Raw genomic sequence first — 21,817 nt, forward strand, 5'->3', positions numbered from 1 at the left:
GGCATAAATAACTATTAATCAATGAGTTATTGTTAATACCTATATTTAACAAGAATTATTGAGGAAACTTTTACATGTTTTTATTACTATTTTACGCAATAGTTAATTTGATCTGAGTTTTAAAGCCCCGTATTCTTTTATCCAGACTAAAAGACACCTATGTGAATCTCTTGCCTTTAAATAAAACATTAAGCACCCCCACTAAGCTTGAAAAAACAGCCTTACTATTTTGCGTTGGGTTATCTGTTATTGCTTTTCTATTTCCTGAATTACTCACAGAGCACTTACAACCCGCTATTAATAAAATTTTAGGTTATTTAGGGTCGCCATTTTTTATATTGGTAAACTTGTTACTTTTTTCTGTGATAGCTATTGCTATAAGCCCATTAGGGCAACGAAAAATAGGAGGAGCGCAAGCACTTGTTGAGTTTAGTACCTTTGGTTGGCTTTCTATGCTGTTTGCAGCAGGGATGGGCTCAGGACTTATATTTTGGGGAGTAGCAGAGCCTGCACTACACACGGTTAACTCGCCTTTAAAGCAAAGCTTGTATCCCAACCACCAAACAAGTGGTTTGGCGCTTACCTTAGTTAATTGGGGCGCGCATGCATGGGCGCTCTATGCAGTATTTGGCTTGTTATTAGGTGGGCTTACTCGCAATAGTGGTAAAGCGGGCGATATTAGTGCTCCTGTGATCAGTGCAACTAAAGGCGTTATTAATCGGGCTTGGCAGTTACAGCTGAGCTTTAGCATTAAATTAATTGCCATACTTGCAATATTCTTTGGTGTCGTGGGCACAATTGCTAATTCAACTTTATTACTGCGTAAAGGGCTCGAGCTTGAGCTAGGGGTTGAATCGGCTTTATTTTCGGGGTTTATTATAATTTTTTTAATTGCGCTGCTTTATACCATTTCTGCAAAGTTGGGGCTTAAAAAAGGAATTCAAACTCTTAGTAAGTTTAATGTGTTTTTAGCATTTGCACTTATAGCATGGCTATTAATTTTTGTGCCTATAAAGCCAATTATAGATATAGCAATAGGCGGTACATGGGATTACATTCAGCTCATAACCACAGGTACATGGCAGTTTGAAAGCGTACTTAATGACCCCGCACGGGCAACAGGTTGGACATACAATTACTATTTTTGGTGGTTAGCTTGGGGCCCGTTTGTTGGTGTGTTTTTGGCAAAAATTAGCCAAGGACGGCCGGTTTGGCAATACATTTTAGGTGTCGTATTTGTACCAACCTTTGTGACTATCATATGGTTTAGTGTGTTTTCGGGCTCTGCAATTGCGTGGGATCAAACTCACAATGCAGGCATTTTAGAGGCTATTAAAGTCGATTATACGCAAGGGCTGTTTGTATTTTTCGAGCAATTAGGCTGGCAAGGCGGTCTATTAATTTGGTCAAGTTTATTGCTTCTACTCATTTTTGTAGCCACATCAGCAGACTCTGCTGTTTTGGTTATTCGCCAATTAAGTGGTGCAAGTGAAGTTCAAACATGGAGCTTGTATGCTTGGTCGTTTGCACTAGGTTTATGCGCTTTTGTTTTGTTAGTACAAAACAATGAACCATTAAACAGAAGCGTTGCTATTATTGGAGCGCTTCCTTTTTTAATTATATTTATATTGCAATTAATTGGTTTTATTAAATAGTTCATACGTGAATTTAATCACTAAGGCTTACATTTTTTTACAATGCTATTTTTAAAATTGTATATAATTTAGGTAATTATATTGGTGGGGTTAATAATGCGAACTTTATTGATTATTCTATTTTCAAATGTATTAATTGGTTGCGCTGCTGCGGGTATAATTTTAGATGGGGCAGCGCGCTCTCAACCTGGCTCAGTAAATGCGGGGCCTGTTGTAAAAGATAAAGAGGGCTTTAGCTTTACTAAACTCGGTGTTGAAGCCGATATGGCTATAGTTGAATTTATTAAAGGTAAGGGCAATAACAATACGGTACAAGTATGCAGGCAAGTGAGTAAAGTATTGAAAGAGTGTGTAGAGTTAGAAAAGTCATCCCTACACACTAATGAGCCTATGCAGTTAAAAACTGATGATGAAATAATAAGTGTTGGTCAATAAAGCTGCTTATAAAAAAGTAGCTATGATCGTAGCCTGCTTGCATTTCAAGTGTAAGCGGGTAGCCTTTTTTATCAGCAATAGCGACTAAGTTTTCTGGCTTAAGTTGCTCTTGTAAAAAGCCATCAGCATCACCTTGACTCACTAACATGGGTAAGTAATGAGCTTGCTCTGCGTTTTTCATCAACTCGCAGCTATCATATTGTGCCCAAAGCGCCTTATCATTTCCTAAATAGCCAGTAAATGCTTTTACACCCCAAGGGCATTCAATCGGATTTACAATAGGGCTAAAAGCCGAGGCACTTACAAACGCAGTCGGGTTTTTAAGTGCAACCATTAATGCACCGTGCCCGCCCATAGAGTGACCACTAATTGCTTTTGTGCTTGTTATTGGAAAATGTTGTTCTATCAATGCTGGTAACTCACTAACAACATAATCGTACATATTAAAATGAGTGTTGTAAGGAGCTTGCGTGGCATTTACGTAAAAGCCTGCGCCTTGTGCAAAATCGTAACTGTCTTCATTGGGTACGTTCTCGCCACGCGGGCTGGTGTCTGGCGCTACAATAGCAATACCTAGCTCGGCGGCTTTTTTAAATGCGCCTGCTTTTTGCATAAAGTTTTCGTCGGTACAGGTTAAACCTGATAACCAATAAAGTACCGGTACTTTATTTGCTTCACTTGCGCCAGGTGGTAAAAATACGGCAAAGCGCATAGTGCAATGTGTACTTTGCGAGCTGTGGGTGTATTGCTTATGCCAACCGCCAGACACTTTTACACTTGAGATATTTTCTAACATACTTAATCCTTAAAAGCCGTAAACTTAAAAGTATTACGGCTTATTAATAAGCTATTTTACGAATGCAGTTTATTAGTAATGAATGACTGTACGAATACTTTTGCCTTCGTGCATTAAATCAAACGCTTCATTAATATCTTCAAGGCCCATTGTATGAGTAATAAAGTCGCTAAGAGCAAACTCACCCGCCATGTAACGCTCAACAATTTCAGGAAGTTGTGAACGGCCCTTAACACCACCAAATGCGCTACCACGCCATACACGCCCTGTTACCAGTTGAAACGGACGGGTTGATATTTCTTGGCCTGCACCCGCCACACCAATAATTACCGATTCTCCCCAACCTTTATGGCAACACTCAAGTGCTGAGCGCATAACGTCAACATTACCGATACATTCAAACGAGTAGTCAACGCCGCCGTCTGTCATTTCAACAATAACTTCTTGAATTGGCTTGTCGAATTCTTTTGGATTAATTAAATCAGTTGCACCTAGTTTTGTAGCTAAATCGAATTTAGTGGTGTTTATATCAACACCAATAATACGACCAGCACCGGCCATTTTTGCGCCAATAATCGCAGACAAACCAATACCGCCTAAGCCGAATATAGCAACAGTGTCGCCAGGTTTTACTTTAGCTGTGTTTGTAACTGCGCCCATGCCCGTTGTTACACCACAGCCTAGTAAGCAAATCTCTTCTAGTGATGCTTCTTTGTTTACCTTAGCGAGTGAAATTTCTGGCAATACAGTGTACTCAGAGAATGTTGATGTACCCATGTAGTGATAAATTGGTTGGCCGTCTTTAAAAAAGCGTGTAGTGCCGTCTGGCATTAGGCCTTTACCTTGTGTTTCGCGCACGGCTGAACACAGATTAGTTTTACCTGAAGTACACATTTTACATACGCCACATTCTGCAGTGTATAAAGGAATAACATGATCTCCAACTTCAACACTCGTTACGCCTTCGCCAACAGCATAGACAACACCAGCGCCTTCGTGACCTAAAATAGCAGGAAATATGCCTTCAGGATCTTGGCCTGATAATGTAAATGCATCGGTATGACACACACCTGTAGCGGTAATTTTTACCATGACTTCGCCTTTTTTAGGCATCATCACATCAACTTCTTCAACACTAAGTGGTTGATTAGGACCCCAAGCAATGGCAGCTTTTGATTTAATAAATTCAGACATGTGTTTTATTTCCTTTAACTGGCTATTAAAAAATAATTGTAGACCCAATTTGCTTGGGTGATGTGCTTATTGTATTTGTTTCTCAAATAATGATAATCTCAATTTTATTAAAACACTTTTACAGTATGGTAATAATGGCGCGTTGGAATGGAATAGATGAGTTTATAGCTGTAGGGGAGGAGGGCAGCTTTACTGCGGCTGCAAAAACGCTTGGGCTTTCGGTTGCGCATATTAGCCGCCATGTAACAGCGCTTGAGCAACGTTTAAATACACAACTATTAACTCGTACAACCCGTAAAGTGGTTTTAACCAAAGAAGGCGAAGTGTACTTACATCAAATAAAGCACTTACAACATGCTATGGATGAAGCAACTCAAGGCCTTGCTCAGCAACAAAGCACACCAAAAGGTAAAATAAAGCTCACAGCCCCTGTTATGTACGGAGAGAGCTTTATTATGCCCATAGTGCATAACTTTATGAAGGATCATCCCGAGGTCGAAGTTGTTGCCACACTAAGTAACGAACAAGAAAACTTATTAGAGGGCGGATTTGATTTAGCCATAAGGCTAGGGCATTTAAAAGATTCGAGCTTAAAAGCGCGTAGGTTAAGTGCGCGGCGTTTTATTATGTGCGCGGCACCACAGTATTTAACGCGATTTGGTGAGCCGCATACTTTAGGCGAGCTAAACAGCCATGAATGTTTAATTGGGAATAGTAGCTACTGGCGCGTAAACGAAAATGGGCGCGATAAACACATTAAAATAGCGGGGCGGCTACAGTGTAATAGTGGTTGGGCGCTGGTGGATGGCGCAAAAAAGGGGCTCGGTATTGTACAGCTCCCAGACTACTACATTGAAAACGAAATTAACTCCGGGCAATTGGTGCCTATTTTAACACCCTATCAACCACAGCAAGAAGGAGTATGGGGCGTGTATCCGCCAAGGCAGTTTGTGGCTACTAATGTACGGGTATTGCTCGATTATTTAGTCAACGGGCTTAAAGCTTAACCGCGAGTTAATGGTTAAATACATATTGCTGTAAATATAGCCAAGTATCAGATTTTTAAATTATTTCTTACATTTCACGCCATACCCAAAGGCACTTTTTTCGTGCTACTATTGCTCAATACTTTTACGATAAGTGTTAAAAATAATATGTTTCAACCGGTTAGCTTATTTATAGGGCTTAGATATAGTCGCTCCTCTAAAGGAAATGCGTTTATATCGTTTATTTCGTTTTTTTCTATTGCCGGTATCGCTATTGGTTTAATGGCATTATTTACGGTAAGCAGTGTAATGAACGGGTTTGAAAATAGCCTAAAAACCAATATGCTTGGACTTATTCCGCATGTTGAAGTTAGCGCAGGTAAAAATACTGCCACCCAAATGGGCACCCTTAAAACTGACCTCGAACAATCTCCTTATGTTGATCATGTAAGCTTATATCGCCACGGCGAAGCTATTTTGCAAACGAATAAAGACTTGCACGGTGTTTTACTACAAGGCCTTTATAACGATAGTGGTTCTTTGTATAAAATTACCGATAAAATAGTGCAAGGCGATTGGAAAACTGTATTAAACAAAAATTACAACATTGCTATAAGCCGTTATTTGAGTCGTAAATTAGGCGTTAGCGTGGGTGATAAGCTTCGTGTTATTATGCCTAATGCTTCAACGTATACACCTCTTGGGCGAGTACCCAGCCAGCGTTTATTTAAAGTTGCCGCAATATATGAAACCGGATCTGAGATAGATATGGCACTTGCGTTTACGAGTGGCGCTTCACTACAGCGGGTGTTAAAGCTGGATAAAAACACTGCACCAAATTTAAGTGTTTCATTGCACGAACCTTTCGAACTAGATGAATTTATTGAAGCAAGCCAACGTATTTTACAAGATCATAATTATAGTGATTGGCGCAGCACTCAAGGTACTCTATTTGCAGCCGTTGCTATGGAAAAGCGCATTATGTCTATGTTGCTTGCCCTCATTGTATTGGTGGCTGTATTTAATATTGTATCGGCATTAACCATGATGGTAAGCGAAAAACAAGGTGAAGTAGCCATACTACAAACGTTAGGTTTAACACCTTCGCAAGTGCAAAAAGTGTTTATGGTGCAAGGCTTATATAACGGTGTAATTGGTACCGCAATAGGCGCATTTTTAGGTGTAATATTTAGTTTATATATAAATGAGCTACTTGCATTAGTGGGCTTAAACTTACTGGCGGGTATAGAGCTTCCGGTAAAATTTGATATTTTGAGTTTAGTAATAATAGCGTTTGCCAGTATTGCTATGAGCTTTTTAGCTACCTTATATCCTGCGCGTAAAGCCGCAAAAGTAAAACCAGCAGAGGTATTACGTTATGAATGATTTAGTAATTAGTTGTGAAAATTTAAGTAAGGTTTATCAAGATGGCAGCAACCAAGTTGAAGTATTAAAAGGCGTTGATTTAGCGCTTCAGCAAGGTGAAATGCTCGCTATTGTGGGGAGTTCTGGCTCTGGTAAAAGTACGCTTTTACACATACTTGGCACATTAGATACCGCAAGCTCAGGTAGCGCTAAAATTAAAAACCAAGAAGTTGCAAAACTTTCGCGAACAGAGCAAGCCGCATTTAGAAACCAAAATTTGGGCTTCATCTATCAATTTCATCACTTATTAATGGAGTTTAGCGCAGTTGAAAACGTGGCTATGCCATTATTAATTAAAGGCTTGAGTGCAAAAGAAGCCAAAGCTCAAGCGCTCGATATGCTCGAAAAAGTAGGCCTTGCACATCGCAGCTCGCATAAACCGTCTGCGCTTTCTGGTGGAGAGCGCCAACGCGTGGCTATTGCCCGCGCACTGGTTACAAAACCGGCGCTTGTGCTTGCTGATGAACCAACCGGTAATTTAGATAAACAAAATGCGATTAAAATTTACGATTTAATAAATGAGCTTAACCAAAGCTTAAACACGAGTTTTGTGGTAGTTACACACGATTTAGAACTTGCCGATAAGCTAGGCAAAATAGCTTATTTAGACGATGGAAAACTAGCTATTAAAGAGTCGCAGCATGTTGCTTAGTGCATTTTTAAGTAAACGTTTTAGAGCCTATTCAGGCCACAAAGATGAAAAAAACGGCTTTGTTAGTTTTATCGCTAAAGCGTCGACTATTGGTATTTTATTAGGTGTCGCGGTTTTAATTGTGGCGCTGTCGGTAATTAATGGTTTTGAGCAGCAACTAGTACATAGATTGCTAAGTGTTGTGCCGCAGGTTGAATATGTAGCACCAAGTAGACCCATCGCGAATTGGTCGCAAAAAGTTGAGGATTTACAAACACAACCGCATGTAACAGGGGCTGCGCCATTTATTGCAGTGAATGGGATGGCGCAATATAAAAGCCAGCTAAAAGCGATAGAAATTCGAGGTGTTGAGCCATCGCTCGAGAGTAATGTATCGGCGGTAAACCAGTTTACCAGTGGTAAATTAGTGAGCCAGTTAGGCCTTGACGATGTAATTTTAGGTAAGCAAATAGTAAAACAATTAGATGCCAAAGTAGGCGACAACATTACGTTACTTATTCCGCAAATAGGTCAAAAAGGTCAGTCACTATTAGCGCCTAAACGCGTAACACTTAACCTTGCAGGTGTTATAGAAATGGGCGGCCCCATTGATAGTACAGCTGCGTTTATACATCTTAACAAAGCGCAGCAAACATTGGGTTACGATGAAACTCAAGTAACAGGGCTGCGCTTAAGTGTTGATGATGTGTTTTCGGCGCACCAAATAGCGCTAAAAGTGGGCCAAACTATTGACGACTACGTGTATGTTTCCAGTTGGTTTAGAACCCAAGGCAGCCTTTATCAAGATATTCAAATGGTACGTACCATTGTTTATATTGTGGTGTTTTTAATTATAGCGGTAGCCAGTTTTAATATTGTGTCCTCCTTGGTGATGGAAGTACGCGAAAAACAAGGCAATATCGCAATTTTAAAAACCATGGGCGCGAAAGACAGTACTATTTTAGCCACCTTTGTAATGCAGGGCTTAATGCAAGCATTTGTAGGCGTGGCACTAGGAACACTAATTGGCGTGGTATTAGCGCTTAATATAAGTGAGCTTTTTACGTGGATAAGCCAATCATTTGGAGCCAACCCACTTGAGGGCGTTTATTTTATAGAGTTTTTACCAAGTAAATTAGTACTTGAAGACATTGGTATTACAGTGATTGTTACGTTTGTGCTTGCGATACTTGCCACTATTTATCCTGCATGGCAAGCAACGCGTGTAGATCCTGCTAAAGTGCTTGGTAATTAGTAAAAGGGTTTAACATGCGAGCCAGTTACAGTGCAATGCACTTTGTTTATGTGCAATGGCTAAAGAAACGCTCAAAATCAGCAAGTGGCGCAGATGGCATTTTTGCCTTTTCGCTTATTTTATTATTAAATTGTATCATGCTAGCTGGGGTGTTTTCCCCGCATTTATTGCACAACATAACCAGTGTGTCTCGTGTGATGGTGTGCTTAATTGGCATTGTTTTATTGTTAGGGATTGCTGTGTTGAATGGGCTTTATTTAGGAAGCGGTAGCAATTATATCAATAATGTAAAACGCGCTTTTAGGGCTAATTCTAAATAACGCTACTTTGTAGCAATGATAATTTGGTTATTTGGCTCTATTATTTTGGTGTTTCCTTTATTGGCACTAAGGTTTGTTTATCCTTAGCGTTAACAGTAATAAACAATAGGGCACTATAACGAAACCTGTTAAACTAGGCGCTTATTTAAAATTAAGCAATAACTGCTTGGTTGCTATACCTCACTTTGGGATTTACTTTGACTAATAACGATATTTTACGCCGCATTCGCTACACTTTTAACTTAACTGATACTGCTATGGTCAATGTTTTTGCATCAGCAGAGCATACGGTCACTAAAGAGCAAGTAATTGCATGGTTAACTAAAGAAGGTGAAGAGGCTTTTACCCCAATAAGTGATACTGAGTTTGCTAGCTTTTTAAATGGGTTTATTAATACCCAACGTGGCAAACGCGAAGGTGAGCAACCAGAGCCAGAGAAAAAGCTAAACAACAATATTATCTTTATGAAGCTACGTATTGCGTTAAACATGAAAGCAGAAGATGTTATAGCAACACTTGCACTTGTTGATTTTGACTTAAGTAAACATGAGTTAAGCGCATTTTCTCGAAAAGTAGATAACAAACATTACCGTGTTTGTAACGATCAAATATTACGTTTGTTTTTAACCGGCGTACAAAAGCAACACCGTCCAGAAGAGTCTGCTGAGTAACTGGTTTTAGCTAATTAACTTTTAGTTAATGGGTTTTTTGCGAGCGCAATGCAGTATGAAACCCATTAATTGTTATATTTTTAAACAAACCCACACCTAACCTAATACTTCTAAAATTCCCTTTTGAAAATATAAAAACTCACTTGGCACTGTTCCGATTTTAAATTCGTGAATTTAAATTCATCTTTAATAAATAAAAATCAAACTTCCAATCAAAAATAATTCACGTAGCTCGCGTTAAATATCTCAATTTTTCATGCTAAAGTAATAGTTAATTATATTAAATTAAGACCTTAAAGCATGAATCATAAACTTGATCACGTTTACTTTAACATCTGATAAATACTTTTATTATTAACACGGAAGAATAATTATGAATTATATCCATAGCACAATCGCACAATTAAAAAATAGTAGTCCTGCACAATGCGAGTTTTATCAAGCTGTTGAAGAAGTACTTGAATCACTCGAACCTATCTTAGAAAACTCAGAAAAATACAAAAAAAATGCCATTATACAACGCTAGTTGAGCCCGAACGCCAAATTATGTTTAGAGTTCCCTGGGTTGATGACGAAGGCAATATTCAGGTAAATAAAGGCTACAGAATTGAGTTTAACTCTGCACTTGGCCCCTATAAAGGTGGCTTACGTTTTCACCCAAGTGTGAATGCCAGCATAATTAAATTTTTAGGGTTTGAGCAAATATTTAAAAATGCTTTAACAGGTTTACCGATCGGTGGTGGTAAAGGCGGGGCAAACTTTGATCCAAAAGGGCGCTCAGATGCTGAAATAATGCGTTTTTGCCAATCATTTATGAGCGAGCTCTATCGCCATATTGGCCCTACAACCGACGTACCCGCTGGAGACATTGGAGTCGGGGCGAGAGAAATAGGTTACTTGTTTGGTCAATATAAGCGTTTGACTGGGCGCTATGAAGGTGTTTTAACAGGTAAAAGCTTATTGTGGGGTGGATCGCTTGTACGAAAAGAAGCCACTGGATACGGCGCTGTTTATTTTGCTGACTACATGCTGCAAGCGCGCGGCGATAGCCTACAAGGTAAGCGCTGCTTGGTCTCGGGCGCAGGTAATGTTGCTATTTATGCCATGGAAAAGCTTTATCAAATGGGGGCAACACCAGTAAGTTGCAGCGACTCTCGTGGCACTGTGTATCATGAGTCGGGTATAGATTTAAATCTTATTAAATGTTTAAAAGAGCAATTGCGTGATTGCTTGAGCGTATATAAACAAACTCACCCCGATGCTATTTATATTCCTGTAAATGACTACCCTAAAGATGGGCATGCTGTTTGGCGCTTTAATGCTGCCGCTGCTTTTCCGTGCGCCACACAAAATGAATTAACACAGGCAGACGCTAACGCATTATTATCCGGCGGTTGTTTATTAGTAAGTGAAGGCGCAAACATGCCTTCAACAAAAGAGGCTATTGATTGCTTTATTGCTGCAAAAATTGCGTATGGGCCAGGTAAGGCCGCCAATGCCGGCGGCGTTGCAACAAGCCAATTAGAAATGGCGCAAAATGCGAGTATGCAAAGTTGGACCTTTGAAGAAGTTGACGAAAAGCTAAAACAAATTATGAAAAATATATTTGTTACCGCCAACGACACTGCTACAGAATTTGGTGAGCCTGGAAACCTTTTATTAGGCGCTAACATTGCAGGCTTTAAGCGCGTCGCCGATGCAATGATTGAGCATGGCGTCGTTTAATATTAAAGCTGAACAATAAGGCTTTACTATAATGTTATTTTAAAACTAGCCATAAAATTGAGTATATTATGGTTAGTTTTAAATATTAACGCCATTAGTGAACTATAACCCTATAAAGCTGGGCTATAACAGCGTAGGATCAAGTTACTTTCGAATGAAAATTAGGTTTGCACTTTAGGTGCATTAAGACAAAAAATTATGCAACTAACTGCAAAACCATCACTTCCTAATGCGTTACTTATTTCTATTAGTACACCACAATTTAAAGGTGACGAAGCAACAGAATCGCTTGCAGAGCTTGCTCGTTTGGTAACTACGTTAGGCTTTAAAGTAGTAGGTACACAATCGCAAAAGCAAAGTTCTACCCAAAAAGTTAATGTACTGGGCTCAGGAAAACTAGCTGAAATAGCACACCTTACCGGCAATAAAGGGATGGTTGAAAACGAGCAAGAAGATGATTTACTTGATGAAGACCCTTTAACAGAAATATCCTCAGAAATTCCATCAGACGAACTTGATTTTGCATGTGCTGATGTAGTGGTATTTGACTGTGATTTAACGCCTTCTCAACTACGTAATGTTGAGAACCAGCTGGGTGTGGAAGTATTTGATCGCACCGGTATTATCATTGAAATATTTAGCCGTCATGCGCGTACTAAAACTGCAAAATTACAAGTTGAAATTGCTCGCCTTAATTATGTCGCGCCACGACTGCGTGAAACATCAACAGGTGATAAAGAACGCCAAATGGGTAAAGGTGCGGGTGAAACCACACTTGAGCTTAATCGCCGTAAGGTGCGCGATCAGTTAGCAGAATTAAAGCGCGAACTTGTTAGTGTTCAAGATGTAATGATGGACAGACGTACGCAGCGCTCTGAGCTATTCTCAGTGGCTTTAATTGGTTATACCAATGCGGGCAAGTCATCAATGATGCGCGCAATTACAGGTAGTGATGTAGAAGGCGAAAACAAACTTTTTGCAACGCTAGATACCACTGTTCGTGCGCTGTATCCGATTACGCAGCCTCGTATATTGGTTTCAGATACGGTTGGTTTTATTAAAAAATTACCTCATGATTTGGTTGCTTCATTTCATTCAACGCTCGCTGAGGCACATGATGCGTCGTTATTGTTGTATGTTGTAGATGCTTCAGATCCTTCTTTTCGCTCACAACTTGAAGTAGTACATAAAGTACTGGCAGAAGTTGGGGTAGAAGGTAGCAAAAAATTATTAGTACTGAATAAGTCAGACCAATTAAGTACTGAGCAGCAGCAGTCGCTAATGGATGAATTTCCTGATGCGATGATGACCTCTACGCGTAATCCAGATGATATTAGTAAATTGCACAAATACATTATTGGCATTGCTCAAGAGGACATGATTGAAGAAGAGATTGTTATACCGTACACAGCCAAAGGTATCGTGGGCGAAATCCGATCGAGTATGAGTGTTGTTAAAGAAGAATATGAATACAGCCACATTAAATTAACAGTGCGCTCGAGTGCGATTGATTTAGAACGTTTAAAAAAGAGAATGCTGAATTTATAATAAATTCAGTACAATTCAGTACAATTCAGTACAATTCAGTACATAAAAAGCACAGCCAATTGGCTGTGCTTTTTAGTATTAGTCCTAACATACGTAAATTTAACGCTGTTAGCTCTGAACATAGCTCTGAGATAAATTCCCTATCCAGAGCCTCAGTTACTTAGAGACGAAACTAGGAAAAAGCGTTGTCGCTTAGCTCTTCTTGCATTTGCTCACGCATTTTAAATTTTTGCAGTTTACCTGTTACTGTCATTGGATAGTTTTCTACAAAACGGATATGTCGTGGCATTTTAAAATAGGCTAGTTTGTCTTTTAAAAACTCACGAATTGCTTGCTCATCAAGCACAGCGTCTTCTTTTGGTTGGATCCAAGCGCACACTTCCTCGCCATACCTTTCATCTGTTATACCAAATATGGCAGCATCTTGAATGCCCGGGTAGGTGTAAAGCACTTCTTCTATTTCGCGCGGATAAATGTTTTCGCCGCCACGAATAATCATATCTTTAATACGGCCAACAATAGTGACAAACCCTTCTGTATCCATGACACCTAAATCGCCAGAGTGTAGCCAACCGTTGTCATCTATTGTGGCTTTTGTTTTAGCATCGTCATTCCAATAGCAGCGCATTATGCCTGCACCTTTACTACACACTTCGCCAGGTTGACCAATTTTTTGAATGTTACCCAGCTCGTCAATTATTTTAACCTCAGTATGGGCAAGTGCGCGGCCAACCGTCGTTACTTGCCGCTCTATTGAAGAGTCTGTTTCGGTAATGTTGTTTATGGGGCTGCACTCCGTTTGCCCGTAAGCAATCAGTACTTGATGCATGTTCATTTGTGTTTGTACTTTGCGCATTACTTGCTCTGGGCATGTAGAGCCTGCCATTACACCCGTGCGTAAAGTACTTAAGTCATAATCGTTAAAATTACTTAGCTCAAGCTCACTAATAAACATAGTAGGTACACCGTGCAGCGCTGTACATCCTTCTTGTTGAACTACATCTAGTGTGGTTTTTGCATCGAATGAATCGCCTGGGTAAATGGCTGCTGCACCTTTACTAACACACAATAAGCTACCCAATACCATTGCAAAGCAATGATATAACGGGATAGGGATACATAACTTGTCATCGCTCGTAAAGTGCATAGATTCGGCGACGAATAGCGCATTATTTAAAATATTTTTATGAGTGAGCGTTGCGCCTTTTGGGTTGCCTGTTGTGCCTGATGTAAATTGTATATTGATGTCTTGCTCAGCATTTAAGTTTGCACCTATTGCTTTTAATTCAAGCTCATGTGCCGGTGCTGGCAAGTTAATAACATCGTTAAAAGAGTACATACCAGGAGATGCTTCATCGCCGATGCGGATTATATTTTTAAGAGTGGGCAGTGCTTTTAAATTAAGTGTGTCTTTATCGCAAGTTGCAAGTTCTGGAGCCAAACCATTGAGCATTTCTAAATAATCACTGCCTTTAAAGTTTGATGCTGTGATTAGAGTAGAGCATTCAACACTATTTAAGGCGTATTGTAATTCGTTAGGGCGATATGCAGGGTTGATGCAAACCATTATTGCGCCAATTTTTGCGGTTGCAAATTGGGTTAAGCACCACTCAATATTATTAGGAGACCAAATACCAACACGCTCGCCTGGTTTCACGCCAAGTGCCAGCAACCCCATAGCAAGTTGATTAACTTCTTTTTGAAATTCTTTATACGTTAAGCGAATACCCTGGTGATGAACTACAACAGCTAACGCCTCTGGATTTTTGTCGACAATAAAGTCAAAGTACTCGCCTATAGTTGAATTTGTTAAAGGTGTGCTTTGTATACCTTTAAAATAGCTTTGCGATAACGGTAAGTGATTTATTTGTTCTACTTCTTTTACCGCAATAGTGTGTGTGTGCATTGCTCTCTCCATGAAAATGTGTGTGAGTTATGTAAACTACAAAGTTAAAATAAACACATATTGTCGACAAAGAGAAGTGCAGTTAGACTAATGTATTATTAGATTAATAAAATCTAATTATATTTTTAGATACAAAAAAACGCGTCTTACACTGTAAGTACGCGTTTTTAAACGAGCAATAACTTTACATTTCGTCGCTGCGGTATGTTTTTTTCATTATGTAAACGTAAGCGTTTACAAATGCATTTTCTTGGTACTTTTTAAGACCTGTTTCTTCAAAATCAATAGGAATAGGATTACGCTTTACCTGTTCTTTAATTTCAGTTGTGGTAAATAAACGTACATCTAAATTGTCGATTAATTGAATCGCAGTTTCCATTTTGAATCCCTTTGCGCTGCCAGCAAATTTACCTTTAGGCTGACGCTCACGGATTGCAACAGAATCAATTTGGTAATCTTGCATTAATTTTGCAAAATCGAATTGAAATTTACGCATTACTTCAGTGTCGTTACCGTTACCTAAGGTAAAGCGTGTTTGGCGCACATCGCGAATATCAAATACGTCATTATCTTTACTTAAAATACAAAGTAGTACATCACTACCGGTAATTTCTACACCACATGTTCTCATGTCTATTCTCTAAAATAACTTAATTACGCAGTATTATACGCAACACACATTAAAATGCGAGTGTAGGTATAGTTGTAGGTGCGTAATTAGTGCGTTGATGCTTTTATATTTTAATGAAATGATTTTTTTTGCTCTAAAAGTTACATTTTGTGCTCAAAACGGGTGGATTTCACCCCTTAAAACTTGTAATTAAATGCGCAGCACGCGACAATATATCTTTGTAGTTGAATAGACTCTGCATCTACATTTATTAGTCAATGCTTATTCGTAAAAGCGTTGTCGAGTCATTCTCATTTAATTTATTAAAAATACACGTGATACATTGTAGGTGTCACCACTGTAGCAAGGATTTATAATGCCAGTTATTACTCTTCCAGACGGAAGTCAACGTAGTTTTGAAAACCCTGTAAGCACGCTTGATGTTGCAAACGATATTGGCCCTGGTTTAGCTAAAGCGACCATTGCGGGTCGTGTTAATGGCGACCGTGTTGATGCATGTGATTTAATTAGTGAAGACTCTCGTCTTGAGATCATTACCGCTAAAGACGATGACGGCCTTGAAATCATTCGTCACTCTTGTGCTCACTTAATTGGTCATGCAGTTAAGCAACTTTTCCCAGACGCAAAAATGGCAATTGGTCCTACCATTGATAACGGTTTTTACTACGATATCGATATGGAACATTCATTATCACAAGATGATCTTGAAGCAATTGAAAAGCGTATGTTGCAACTTGCAAAAACCAACTACGACGTAGTGAAAAAAACAGTAAGCTGGCAAGAAGCACGCGATACATTTGAAGCGCGTGGCGAAACATACAAAATAGAAATTTTGGACGAAAACATCGCTAAAGATGACCGCCCAGGTTTATATCATCACGAAGAATATGTAGACATGTGTCGTGGACCTCACGTTCCTAACATGAAATTTTGTCAAAACTTCAAAATAATGAAAGTGGCGGGTGCATATTGGCGTGGTGATTCAGAAAATAAAATGCTACAACGCATTTACGGCACAGCGTGGGGCGATAAAAAGCAACTTAAAGCGTACTTAAAACGCCTTGAAGAAGCTGAAAAACGCGATCACCGCCGTATTGGTAAAGCGCTTGATTTATGGCATTGGCAAGAAGAAGCGCCAGGCATGGTATTTTGGCACAACGATGGTTGGAGCATTTACCGCGAGCTTGAAGAATTTGTACGTGAAAAGTTACGCGAATATGAGTACGAAGAAGTAAAAGGTCCAATGATGATGGACCGTTCACTTTGGGAAAAATCAGGTCACTGGGAAAAATATTCAGAAGCAATGTTTACCACTGAGTCTGAAAAGCGTGAATACGCGATTAAACCAATGAACTGCCCAGGACATGTGCAGATCTTTAACCAGGGTTTAAAATCGTACCGTGATTTACCACTTCGTATGGCTGAATTTGGTTGTTGTCATCGTAATGAACCATCAGGTGCACTACACGGTTTAATGCGTGTACGTGGCTTTACACAAGATGATGCTCACATTTTCTGTACCGAAGAGCAGATAATGGACGAAGTTTCAGCGTGTATTAAGATGGTTTATGATACATATGAAACATTCGGATTTGAGAAGATTGTAGTTAAGCTATCTACTCGCCCAGAACAACGCATTGGTGAAGACCATATGTGGGATAAAGCAGAGCTTGCTTTAGCCGAAGCACTTAAGCTAAACGATATTGAATTTGATTATCTTCCGGGTGAAGGCGCGTTTTATGGTCCAAAGATTGAATTTACTTTATACGATTGTTTAGACAGAGCGTGGCAGTGTGGTACAGTGCAATTAGACTTTGCATTACCGGGTCGTTTAGGCGCTACTTATGTAGCAGAAAATAACGAACGTCGTACACCTGTAATGATACATCGTGCTATTTTAGGTTCTATTGAACGCTTTATTGGCATTTTAACTGAAGAGTACGCTGGTTTATTCCCGACGTGGCTTGCGCCAAAGCAAGTGGTAATTATGAATATTACCGATAAACAGGCTCCTTATGTTAAAGAAGTTGTACAAAAATTAAATAAACTTGGAATTAGAGCCGCTGCTGACTTGAGAAATGAGAAGATTGGCTTTAAAATCCGTGAGCATACACTGAAGCGTATTCCATACTTGCTTGTTGTTGGCGATAAAGAAGTTGAACAACAAGAAGTAGCAGTGCGTACTCGCACAGGTGAAGACCTAGGCAAATTTAATGTCGATGATTTTGTAGCTAAAATTAGCGAAGAAATTAAAAATCGACAGTAAAAATCGAGCGTGTAAGGCATTAACAAACAGCCAATTACACGCTTATATTATTGATATTCTTGGAGGAACGTACTATTAGAGGCGGCAAGAAAGGGCAACAAACAGCTCAAAAAAATCGTATTAACGAAGAAATTACAGCGCAAGAAGTTCGTTTAATTGACATTGAAGGCGAACAAGCTGGAATTCAGTCATTACAAGACGCGCAAACTATGGCCGATGCAGCGGGTGTTGATCTTGTTGAGATCAGTCCAAACGCTGAGCCGCCTGTTTGTAGAATCATGGATTACGGTAAGTTCATCTTTGAAAAAAGCAAAGAACTAAAAGAGCAGAAGAAGAAGCAAAAGCAAATCCAGATAAAAGAAATCAAATTCCGTCCTGGTACGGATGAAGGTGATTATCAGGTTAAGCTTCGCAACTTACGTAAGTTCTTAGAAGCTGGCGATAAAGCTAAGATTACTATCCGCTTCCGTGGTCGTGAAATGGCTCACCAAGAAATTGGTATAGAATTATTAAACCGTATCAAAGCCGATTTAGAAGAACTTGCAGTAGTTGAGTCTTTCCCAAATCGTGTTGAAGGTCGCCAAATGGTTATGATGATGGCGCCTGTTGCTAAAAAATAATTTTTAAGCGATAATACGCACCGAAATTAGCTCAGGTCTGCAAGTAATATGCGAATATTCACCTGAGTTAACCGGTATTAAAGTAAGATTGCGGCATTTATGCTGGGTCTTCACCGGAACATGGCAGTAAGTTAGGCCTAAAAGTGGAGCTATAGAAATATATCTCACGCCTGCTTACTAATTTAAAAGCAATACAATTTGGAGTTATTGCAATGGCTTATAAGCTAAAAAGTCACAGTGGCGCTGCTAAGCGTTTCAAAAAGACTGCTTCTGGCGGTTTCAAGCGTAAACAAGCGCATCTTCGTCATATTCTGACTAAGAAAACTTCTAAGCGTAAGTTACACCTACGTCCTAAGATGATGGTTCATAAAAATGACCATGGTCTAGTTTCACGTATGTTACCGTTCGCTTAATAGGGGTTTTTAGAAATGGCAAGAGTTAAACGCGGCGTTGTCGCACGTGCACGTCACAAAAAAGTTTTAAAACAAGCAAAAGGTTACTACGGAGCACGTTCACGTGTTTACCGCGTAGCTTTCCAGGCTGTTACTAAAGCGGGTCAATACGCTTACCGTGACCGTCGTGCGAAGAAACGTACTTTCCGTCAATTATGGATTGCACGTATCAATGCTGCTTCACGTCAAAATGGTCTGTCTTACAGCCGTTTTATCAATGGTCTTAAAAAGACATCTGTAGAAATCGATCGTAAGATCCTTGCAGATATCGCTGTTTATGACCAAGTTGCATTTGCAGCGCTTGTAGAAAAAGCAAAAGAAGGCCTAGCCGCTTAAGCTTTTTCATATAAGTATTAAAAAGGAGCCTATGGCTCCTTTTTTTGTGCCTGTAATTTAATAACTTACACTTTTTTATAGCTGAGCTAAATTAGTTTTCTCAAATTAATACCCATCTGCTTATATGAGCTCTATTTATCGATAAAAAGATACGTTAGAGCAGGGCGAAATTCACTATTTAGTTGTTCTTGGCAATTGCTCCATCATTGCTCACTCTCCTGGATCCATGCAGACGTATATCAGACATTTTTGACGCTGTTAGCGTCAGATGTAATCCTTTAAATTGATTAAGTATTTTTACGAGTTGGTATAAATAGTAATGTAATGAATTACTGTACATTAATAATGTTATATAGCCTTAAAATACAGGTGTGAATGAGTGACATGTAGTTGGCTGCATTTTTTTGTTGAATCACCGCAGTTTCCTCATTATAAAAAATTTAGTTGATATAATTTATATAATTAAGGCGTTTGTTAGAGAATTTTATGTTTGCAAGTTTACTAGTTTTATCTGCAAGTGTGGCGTATGACGCACACTTACCTTCATTAATTGAGTGGCAGGGGAAAAGCGTAGAGCTTTTACAAAAACAAGGGCCGTTAACTACAGATTTTGAGCTGTCAGCAGGTGAAGCGTCGCCAGATTATGCAAATACAATGGCATTTGTAGATAGATTAGTTGCTGCAAACCCTACTCAGTTTCAATCTCAAACCATTGGCTATAGTAATAGCAAGCGTGCAATAAAAATGTTGATTGCCAGTGAACAAGGTTTTTTTGAAGCAAGGCAAATGGCTAATAGCACTAAGCCAACTATTTTTATTCAGGCAGGAATACATTCTGGTGAAATAGACGGTAAAGATGCCATGTTTATGTTACTCAGAGATATAGCGACGGGTAAGCGCCGTGACATTTTAAAAAAGGTAAATATATTATTTATTCCTATATTAAATGTAGATGGACACGAACGTAGTAGTGCATTCAATCGCATCAATCAACGGGGCCCTACAAAAATGGGCTTTAGAACAAATGCTAATAACCTTAATTTAAATCGCGATTTTACTAAATTAGATACCCCAGAAGTTAGAAGTGTTTTAAAGGTTATTAACGACTACAACCCAAATTTATACATTGATGTACACGTAACCGACGGCGCAGATTACCAATATGATGTGACTTATGGCTACAATCCGGTATTTTCAAGCGAGTCGCCTGCGGTATCTGATGCACTAAACCAGTTTTTTAAGCCTCTGATTGACGATACGCTAGCTAAGCAAGGGCACATGCCAGGGCCACTTGTTTTTGTTATGGACAAGCGCGACTTTAAAAAAGGATTAGCGGGATGGGTTGCTACGCCGCGCTTTTCAAATGGTTGGGGTGATTTAAAGTCATTACCGACTATTTTAGTTGAAAATCATTCATTGAAGCCTTACAAGCAACGTGTATTAGGAACTTACGTATTTTTAGATGGTGCTATTACTGCGCTATCAAAGCACAGTCATGAATTAGCTAATGCAGTAAAAAAAGAACAGGAATTTGTTCCTAAACAGTTAATAGTAAAGCGTGGCTATTCCAAGCAAGCTGATACGATTGCGCAGTTTAAAGGTATTGAGTATTCATCAAGCATGAATGCGCTCTCAGGACAAAATGAAGTGAAGTATTTGGGTAAAGTACATACATATACCGACTTACCTATTTATTGGCAAAAAGATGTACAACATACAGTTGAAGTACCTAAAGCTTTTTTTATTCCGCCTGTATATCGCAATATTATTAAGAAACTAAAGTTACATGGTGTCTCTATTAATAAACTTGAAGGGGCAAACACACAGCCTTTAAAAGTAGCAAAGGTGGCAGACTACACGTTTGATAAAGCACCATTTGAAGGCCGTTTTAGAGTGTCAGCAAGTTTTGATTATGTCCCAGCTATAAATGTAGATTTAGATGGTTGGTATCAAGTCAATACTCAACAAAAAGCAGGTGAGCTTGCTGTGCATTTATTGCATCCTGAAGCACCAGATTCGTTTTTTGCATGGGGGGAATTTAATACTATTTTTCAGCGTACTGAGTATATGGAAAACTATGCACTAATTCCGTTTGCACGCCAAATGCTAAAAGACAATCCAAAGCTAGCGCTTAAGTTTGATGAAAAGCTTAAAGATAAATCGTTCGCAAGCGACGCTGATGCGAGATTAAACTGGTTATATGAGCAAAGTCCATTTTATGATCAAGCGTACTTAAAGTACCCAATATTGATGTCATTTGAAGAAGAAGTTGTTATCCCGGATCAAAAAAGTAAAGAAATCTAATATGCAAATTATAACCATACCCGTCACTGCATTTGCACAAAATAGTCGTATTATTTGGTGTAGTGAAACTAAACAAGCCGTAGTCATAGACCCAGGTGGCGACCCTGATAAAATAGTAGCAGCCCTTAATGAGCATAAACTAGAATTAAGTGCTATTTGGTTAACGCACGGGCATTTAGATCATGTGGGTGGGGCTGATATTTTACGTAATCAATTTAACGTACAAATTATTGGCCCACAAAAAGATGAGTACTTCTGGTTTGAAAACTTACCTATGCAAGCACAAATGTTCGGGTTTAAACCCATTGAGCCTTTTTATCCGGATATTTGGCTAAACCATAACGACACCGTGAGCGTAGGTAAACTTAGCTTTTTAGTGAAGCATTGCCCAGGGCATACACCTGGTCATATTGTGTTTTATCAACAAGACAATGAATGCGTTATTGTAGGTGATGTTATTTTTAAAGGCTCAGTAGGGCGAACTGATTTCCCTAAGGGGAACAGCGAACAACTTATAGAGTCGATTAAGACGCATATTCTAACCTTACCTGATAATACTAAAATATTGGCAGGGCATGGGAGCGACACTACGGTTGGATTTGAAAAACAAACAAATCCTTTTGTGAGTGGTAAGTTTGGTTAAGTTACTTATTTGAAGTTT

The 21,817-nt window shown here is 39.2% G+C and carries 19 protein-coding genes and 1 pseudogene; 16 read left to right on the forward strand and 4 right to left on the reverse strand.

Annotated features, from left to right (window positions below; translation table 11 throughout):
* Positions 1 to 161 precede the first annotated feature (161 nt).
* Entirely contained in the window at positions 162 to 1,655 is a 1,494-nt protein-coding gene (locus tag CXF64_RS13955; RefSeq protein ID WP_232783804.1) for a BCCT family transporter, read from the forward strand.
* A gap of 96 nt (positions 1,656 to 1,751) precedes the next feature.
* Positions 1,752 to 2,090 carry a hypothetical protein gene (locus tag CXF64_RS13960; protein ID WP_101217303.1) on the forward strand — a complete coding sequence of 113 codons (339 nt, stop codon included), beginning with the start codon at positions 1,752 to 1,754 and terminating at the stop codon, positions 2,088 to 2,090.
* On the opposite strand, the gene fghA is transcribed toward CXF64_RS13960, so the two are convergent.
* Entirely contained in the window at positions 2,044 to 2,886 is an 843-nt protein-coding gene (fghA, locus tag CXF64_RS13965) for an S-formylglutathione hydrolase (RefSeq protein ID WP_101217304.1), read from the reverse strand. The two genes, CXF64_RS13960 and fghA, sit on opposite strands and share 47 nt — an antisense overlap.
* Before the next feature lie 72 nt (positions 2,887 to 2,958).
* Entirely contained in the window at positions 2,959 to 4,080 is a 1,122-nt protein-coding gene (locus CXF64_RS13970) for an S-(hydroxymethyl)glutathione dehydrogenase/class III alcohol dehydrogenase (RefSeq protein ID WP_101217305.1), read from the reverse strand.
* Between the two features lie 134 nt (positions 4,081 to 4,214).
* Here CXF64_RS13970 and CXF64_RS13975 point away from each other — a divergent pair, with 134 nt between their 5' ends.
* The 8 genes and pseudogenes from CXF64_RS13975 (at position 4,215) to hflX (ending at position 12,641) form a co-directional block, all read left to right on the forward strand.
* Entirely contained in the window at positions 4,215 to 5,087 is an 873-nt protein-coding gene (locus CXF64_RS13975) for a LysR family transcriptional regulator (protein ID WP_024607501.1), read from the forward strand.
* Positions 5,088 to 5,234: 147 nt separating this feature from the next.
* Positions 5,235 to 6,452, forward strand: a complete 1,218-nt coding sequence (locus CXF64_RS13980) for a lipoprotein-releasing ABC transporter permease subunit (RefSeq protein ID WP_033029508.1) — start codon at positions 5,235 to 5,237, stop codon at positions 6,450 to 6,452.
* Positions 6,445 to 7,143 (forward strand): lipoprotein-releasing ABC transporter ATP-binding protein LolD, encoded by a 699-nt coding sequence (gene lolD, locus CXF64_RS13985; RefSeq protein WP_007375330.1) that lies wholly within the window; start codon positions 6,445 to 6,447, stop codon positions 7,141 to 7,143. Before CXF64_RS13980 ends, lolD begins: the two co-directional genes overlap by 8 nt.
* Positions 7,133 to 8,377 (forward strand): lipoprotein-releasing ABC transporter permease subunit, encoded by a 1,245-nt coding sequence (locus tag CXF64_RS13990; RefSeq protein WP_024590128.1) that lies wholly within the window; start codon positions 7,133 to 7,135, stop codon positions 8,375 to 8,377. The genes lolD and CXF64_RS13990 overlap by 11 nt, the downstream gene beginning before the upstream one ends.
* 14 nt (positions 8,378 to 8,391) lie before the next feature.
* Positions 8,392 to 8,697 carry a hypothetical protein gene (locus CXF64_RS13995; protein ID WP_101217306.1) on the forward strand — a complete coding sequence of 102 codons (306 nt, stop codon included), beginning with the start codon at positions 8,392 to 8,394 and terminating at the stop codon, positions 8,695 to 8,697.
* Positions 8,698 to 8,894: 197 nt separating this feature from the next.
* Entirely contained in the window at positions 8,895 to 9,368 is a 474-nt protein-coding gene (locus CXF64_RS14000) for a DUF1456 family protein (RefSeq protein ID WP_002960721.1), read from the forward strand.
* Between the two features lie 373 nt (positions 9,369 to 9,741).
* A pseudogene (gene gdhA, locus CXF64_RS14005) lies at positions 9,742 to 11,093 on the forward strand (NADP-specific glutamate dehydrogenase).
* 198 nt (positions 11,094 to 11,291) lie between these two features.
* Positions 11,292 to 12,641 carry a GTPase HflX gene (gene hflX, locus CXF64_RS14010; RefSeq protein WP_101217307.1) on the forward strand — a complete coding sequence of 450 codons (1,350 nt, stop codon included), beginning with the start codon at positions 11,292 to 11,294 and terminating at the stop codon, positions 12,639 to 12,641.
* Between the two features lie 172 nt (positions 12,642 to 12,813).
* Here hflX and CXF64_RS14015 read toward each other — a convergent pair whose 3' ends face one another.
* Positions 12,814 to 14,547, reverse strand: a complete 1,734-nt coding sequence (locus tag CXF64_RS14015) for an AMP-binding protein (protein ID WP_101217308.1) — start codon at positions 14,545 to 14,547, stop codon at positions 12,814 to 12,816.
* A 184-nt stretch (positions 14,548 to 14,731) separates the two neighbouring features.
* Complete coding sequence (locus CXF64_RS14020; protein WP_007582681.1) at positions 14,732 to 15,178, reverse strand: DUF3010 family protein; 447 nt, start codon at positions 15,176 to 15,178, stop codon at positions 14,732 to 14,734.
* Between the two features lie 355 nt (positions 15,179 to 15,533).
* On the opposite strand from CXF64_RS14020, the gene thrS reads away from it, so the two are divergent.
* From thrS to CXF64_RS14050, 6 genes are all read left to right on the forward strand, one after another.
* Entirely contained in the window at positions 15,534 to 17,444 is a 1,911-nt protein-coding gene (gene thrS, locus CXF64_RS14025; protein ID WP_007582683.1) for a threonine--tRNA ligase, read from the forward strand.
* A 59-nt stretch (positions 17,445 to 17,503) separates the two neighbouring features.
* Positions 17,504 to 18,064 carry a translation initiation factor IF-3 gene (infC, locus tag CXF64_RS14030; protein WP_002960714.1) on the forward strand — a complete coding sequence of 187 codons (561 nt, stop codon included), beginning with the start codon at positions 17,504 to 17,506 and terminating at the stop codon, positions 18,062 to 18,064.
* A 212-nt stretch (positions 18,065 to 18,276) separates the two neighbouring features.
* Entirely contained in the window at positions 18,277 to 18,477 is a 201-nt protein-coding gene (rpmI, locus tag CXF64_RS14035; protein WP_002960713.1) for a 50S ribosomal protein L35, read from the forward strand.
* 15 nt (positions 18,478 to 18,492) lie between these two features.
* Positions 18,493 to 18,852 carry a 50S ribosomal protein L20 gene (rplT, locus tag CXF64_RS14040; RefSeq protein WP_002960711.1) on the forward strand — a complete coding sequence of 120 codons (360 nt, stop codon included), beginning with the start codon at positions 18,493 to 18,495 and terminating at the stop codon, positions 18,850 to 18,852.
* A 486-nt stretch (positions 18,853 to 19,338) separates the two neighbouring features.
* Entirely contained in the window at positions 19,339 to 21,156 is a 1,818-nt protein-coding gene (locus CXF64_RS14045) for a M14 family metallopeptidase (protein WP_101217309.1), read from the forward strand.
* Position 21,157: 1 nt separating this feature from the next.
* Positions 21,158 to 21,799, forward strand: coding sequence for an MBL fold metallo-hydrolase (locus CXF64_RS14050; RefSeq protein ID WP_024592375.1), 642 nt, complete (start codon positions 21,158 to 21,160; stop codon positions 21,797 to 21,799).
* Positions 21,800 to 21,817: the final 18 nt, after the last annotated feature.

It is taken from the genome of Pseudoalteromonas sp. GutCa3, from assembly GCF_002836155.1.
Lineage (GTDB): Bacteria > Pseudomonadota > Gammaproteobacteria > Enterobacterales > Alteromonadaceae > Pseudoalteromonas > Pseudoalteromonas arctica.

Excerpts from the sequence above, each read along its gene's own strand:
- CXF64_RS13960 (WP_101217303.1), top strand. The coding sequence starts at position 1,752 with ATGCGAACTTTATTGATTATTCTATTTTCAAATGTATTAATTGGTTGC.
- fghA (WP_101217304.1), bottom strand. The coding sequence starts at position 2,886 with ATGTTAGAAAATATCTCAAGTGTAAAAGTGTCTGGCGGTTGGCATAAG.
- CXF64_RS13970 (WP_101217305.1), bottom strand. The coding sequence starts at position 4,080 with ATGTCTGAATTTATTAAATCAAAAGCTGCCATTGCTTGGGGTCCTAAT.
- CXF64_RS13975 (WP_024607501.1), top strand. The coding sequence starts at position 4,215 with ATGGCGCGTTGGAATGGAATAGATGAGTTTATAGCTGTAGGGGAGGAG.
- CXF64_RS13980 (WP_033029508.1), top strand. The coding sequence starts at position 5,235 with ATGTTTCAACCGGTTAGCTTATTTATAGGGCTTAGATATAGTCGCTCC.
- lolD (WP_007375330.1), top strand. The coding sequence starts at position 6,445 with ATGAATGATTTAGTAATTAGTTGTGAAAATTTAAGTAAGGTTTATCAA.
- CXF64_RS13990 (WP_024590128.1), top strand. The coding sequence starts at position 7,133 with ATGTTGCTTAGTGCATTTTTAAGTAAACGTTTTAGAGCCTATTCAGGC.
- CXF64_RS13995 (WP_101217306.1), top strand. The coding sequence starts at position 8,392 with ATGCGAGCCAGTTACAGTGCAATGCACTTTGTTTATGTGCAATGGCTA.
- hflX (WP_101217307.1), top strand. The coding sequence starts at position 11,292 with ATGCAACTAACTGCAAAACCATCACTTCCTAATGCGTTACTTATTTCT.
- CXF64_RS14015 (WP_101217308.1), bottom strand. The coding sequence starts at position 14,547 with ATGCACACACACACTATTGCGGTAAAAGAAGTAGAACAAATAAATCAC.
- CXF64_RS14020 (WP_007582681.1), bottom strand. The coding sequence starts at position 15,178 with ATGAGAACATGTGGTGTAGAAATTACCGGTAGTGATGTACTACTTTGT.
- thrS (WP_007582683.1), top strand. The coding sequence starts at position 15,534 with ATGCCAGTTATTACTCTTCCAGACGGAAGTCAACGTAGTTTTGAAAAC.
- rpmI (WP_002960713.1), top strand. The coding sequence starts at position 18,277 with ATGGCTTATAAGCTAAAAAGTCACAGTGGCGCTGCTAAGCGTTTCAAA.
- rplT (WP_002960711.1), top strand. The coding sequence starts at position 18,493 with ATGGCAAGAGTTAAACGCGGCGTTGTCGCACGTGCACGTCACAAAAAA.
- CXF64_RS14045 (WP_101217309.1), top strand. The coding sequence starts at position 19,339 with ATGTTTGCAAGTTTACTAGTTTTATCTGCAAGTGTGGCGTATGACGCA.
- CXF64_RS14050 (WP_024592375.1), top strand. The coding sequence starts at position 21,158 with ATGCAAATTATAACCATACCCGTCACTGCATTTGCACAAAATAGTCGT.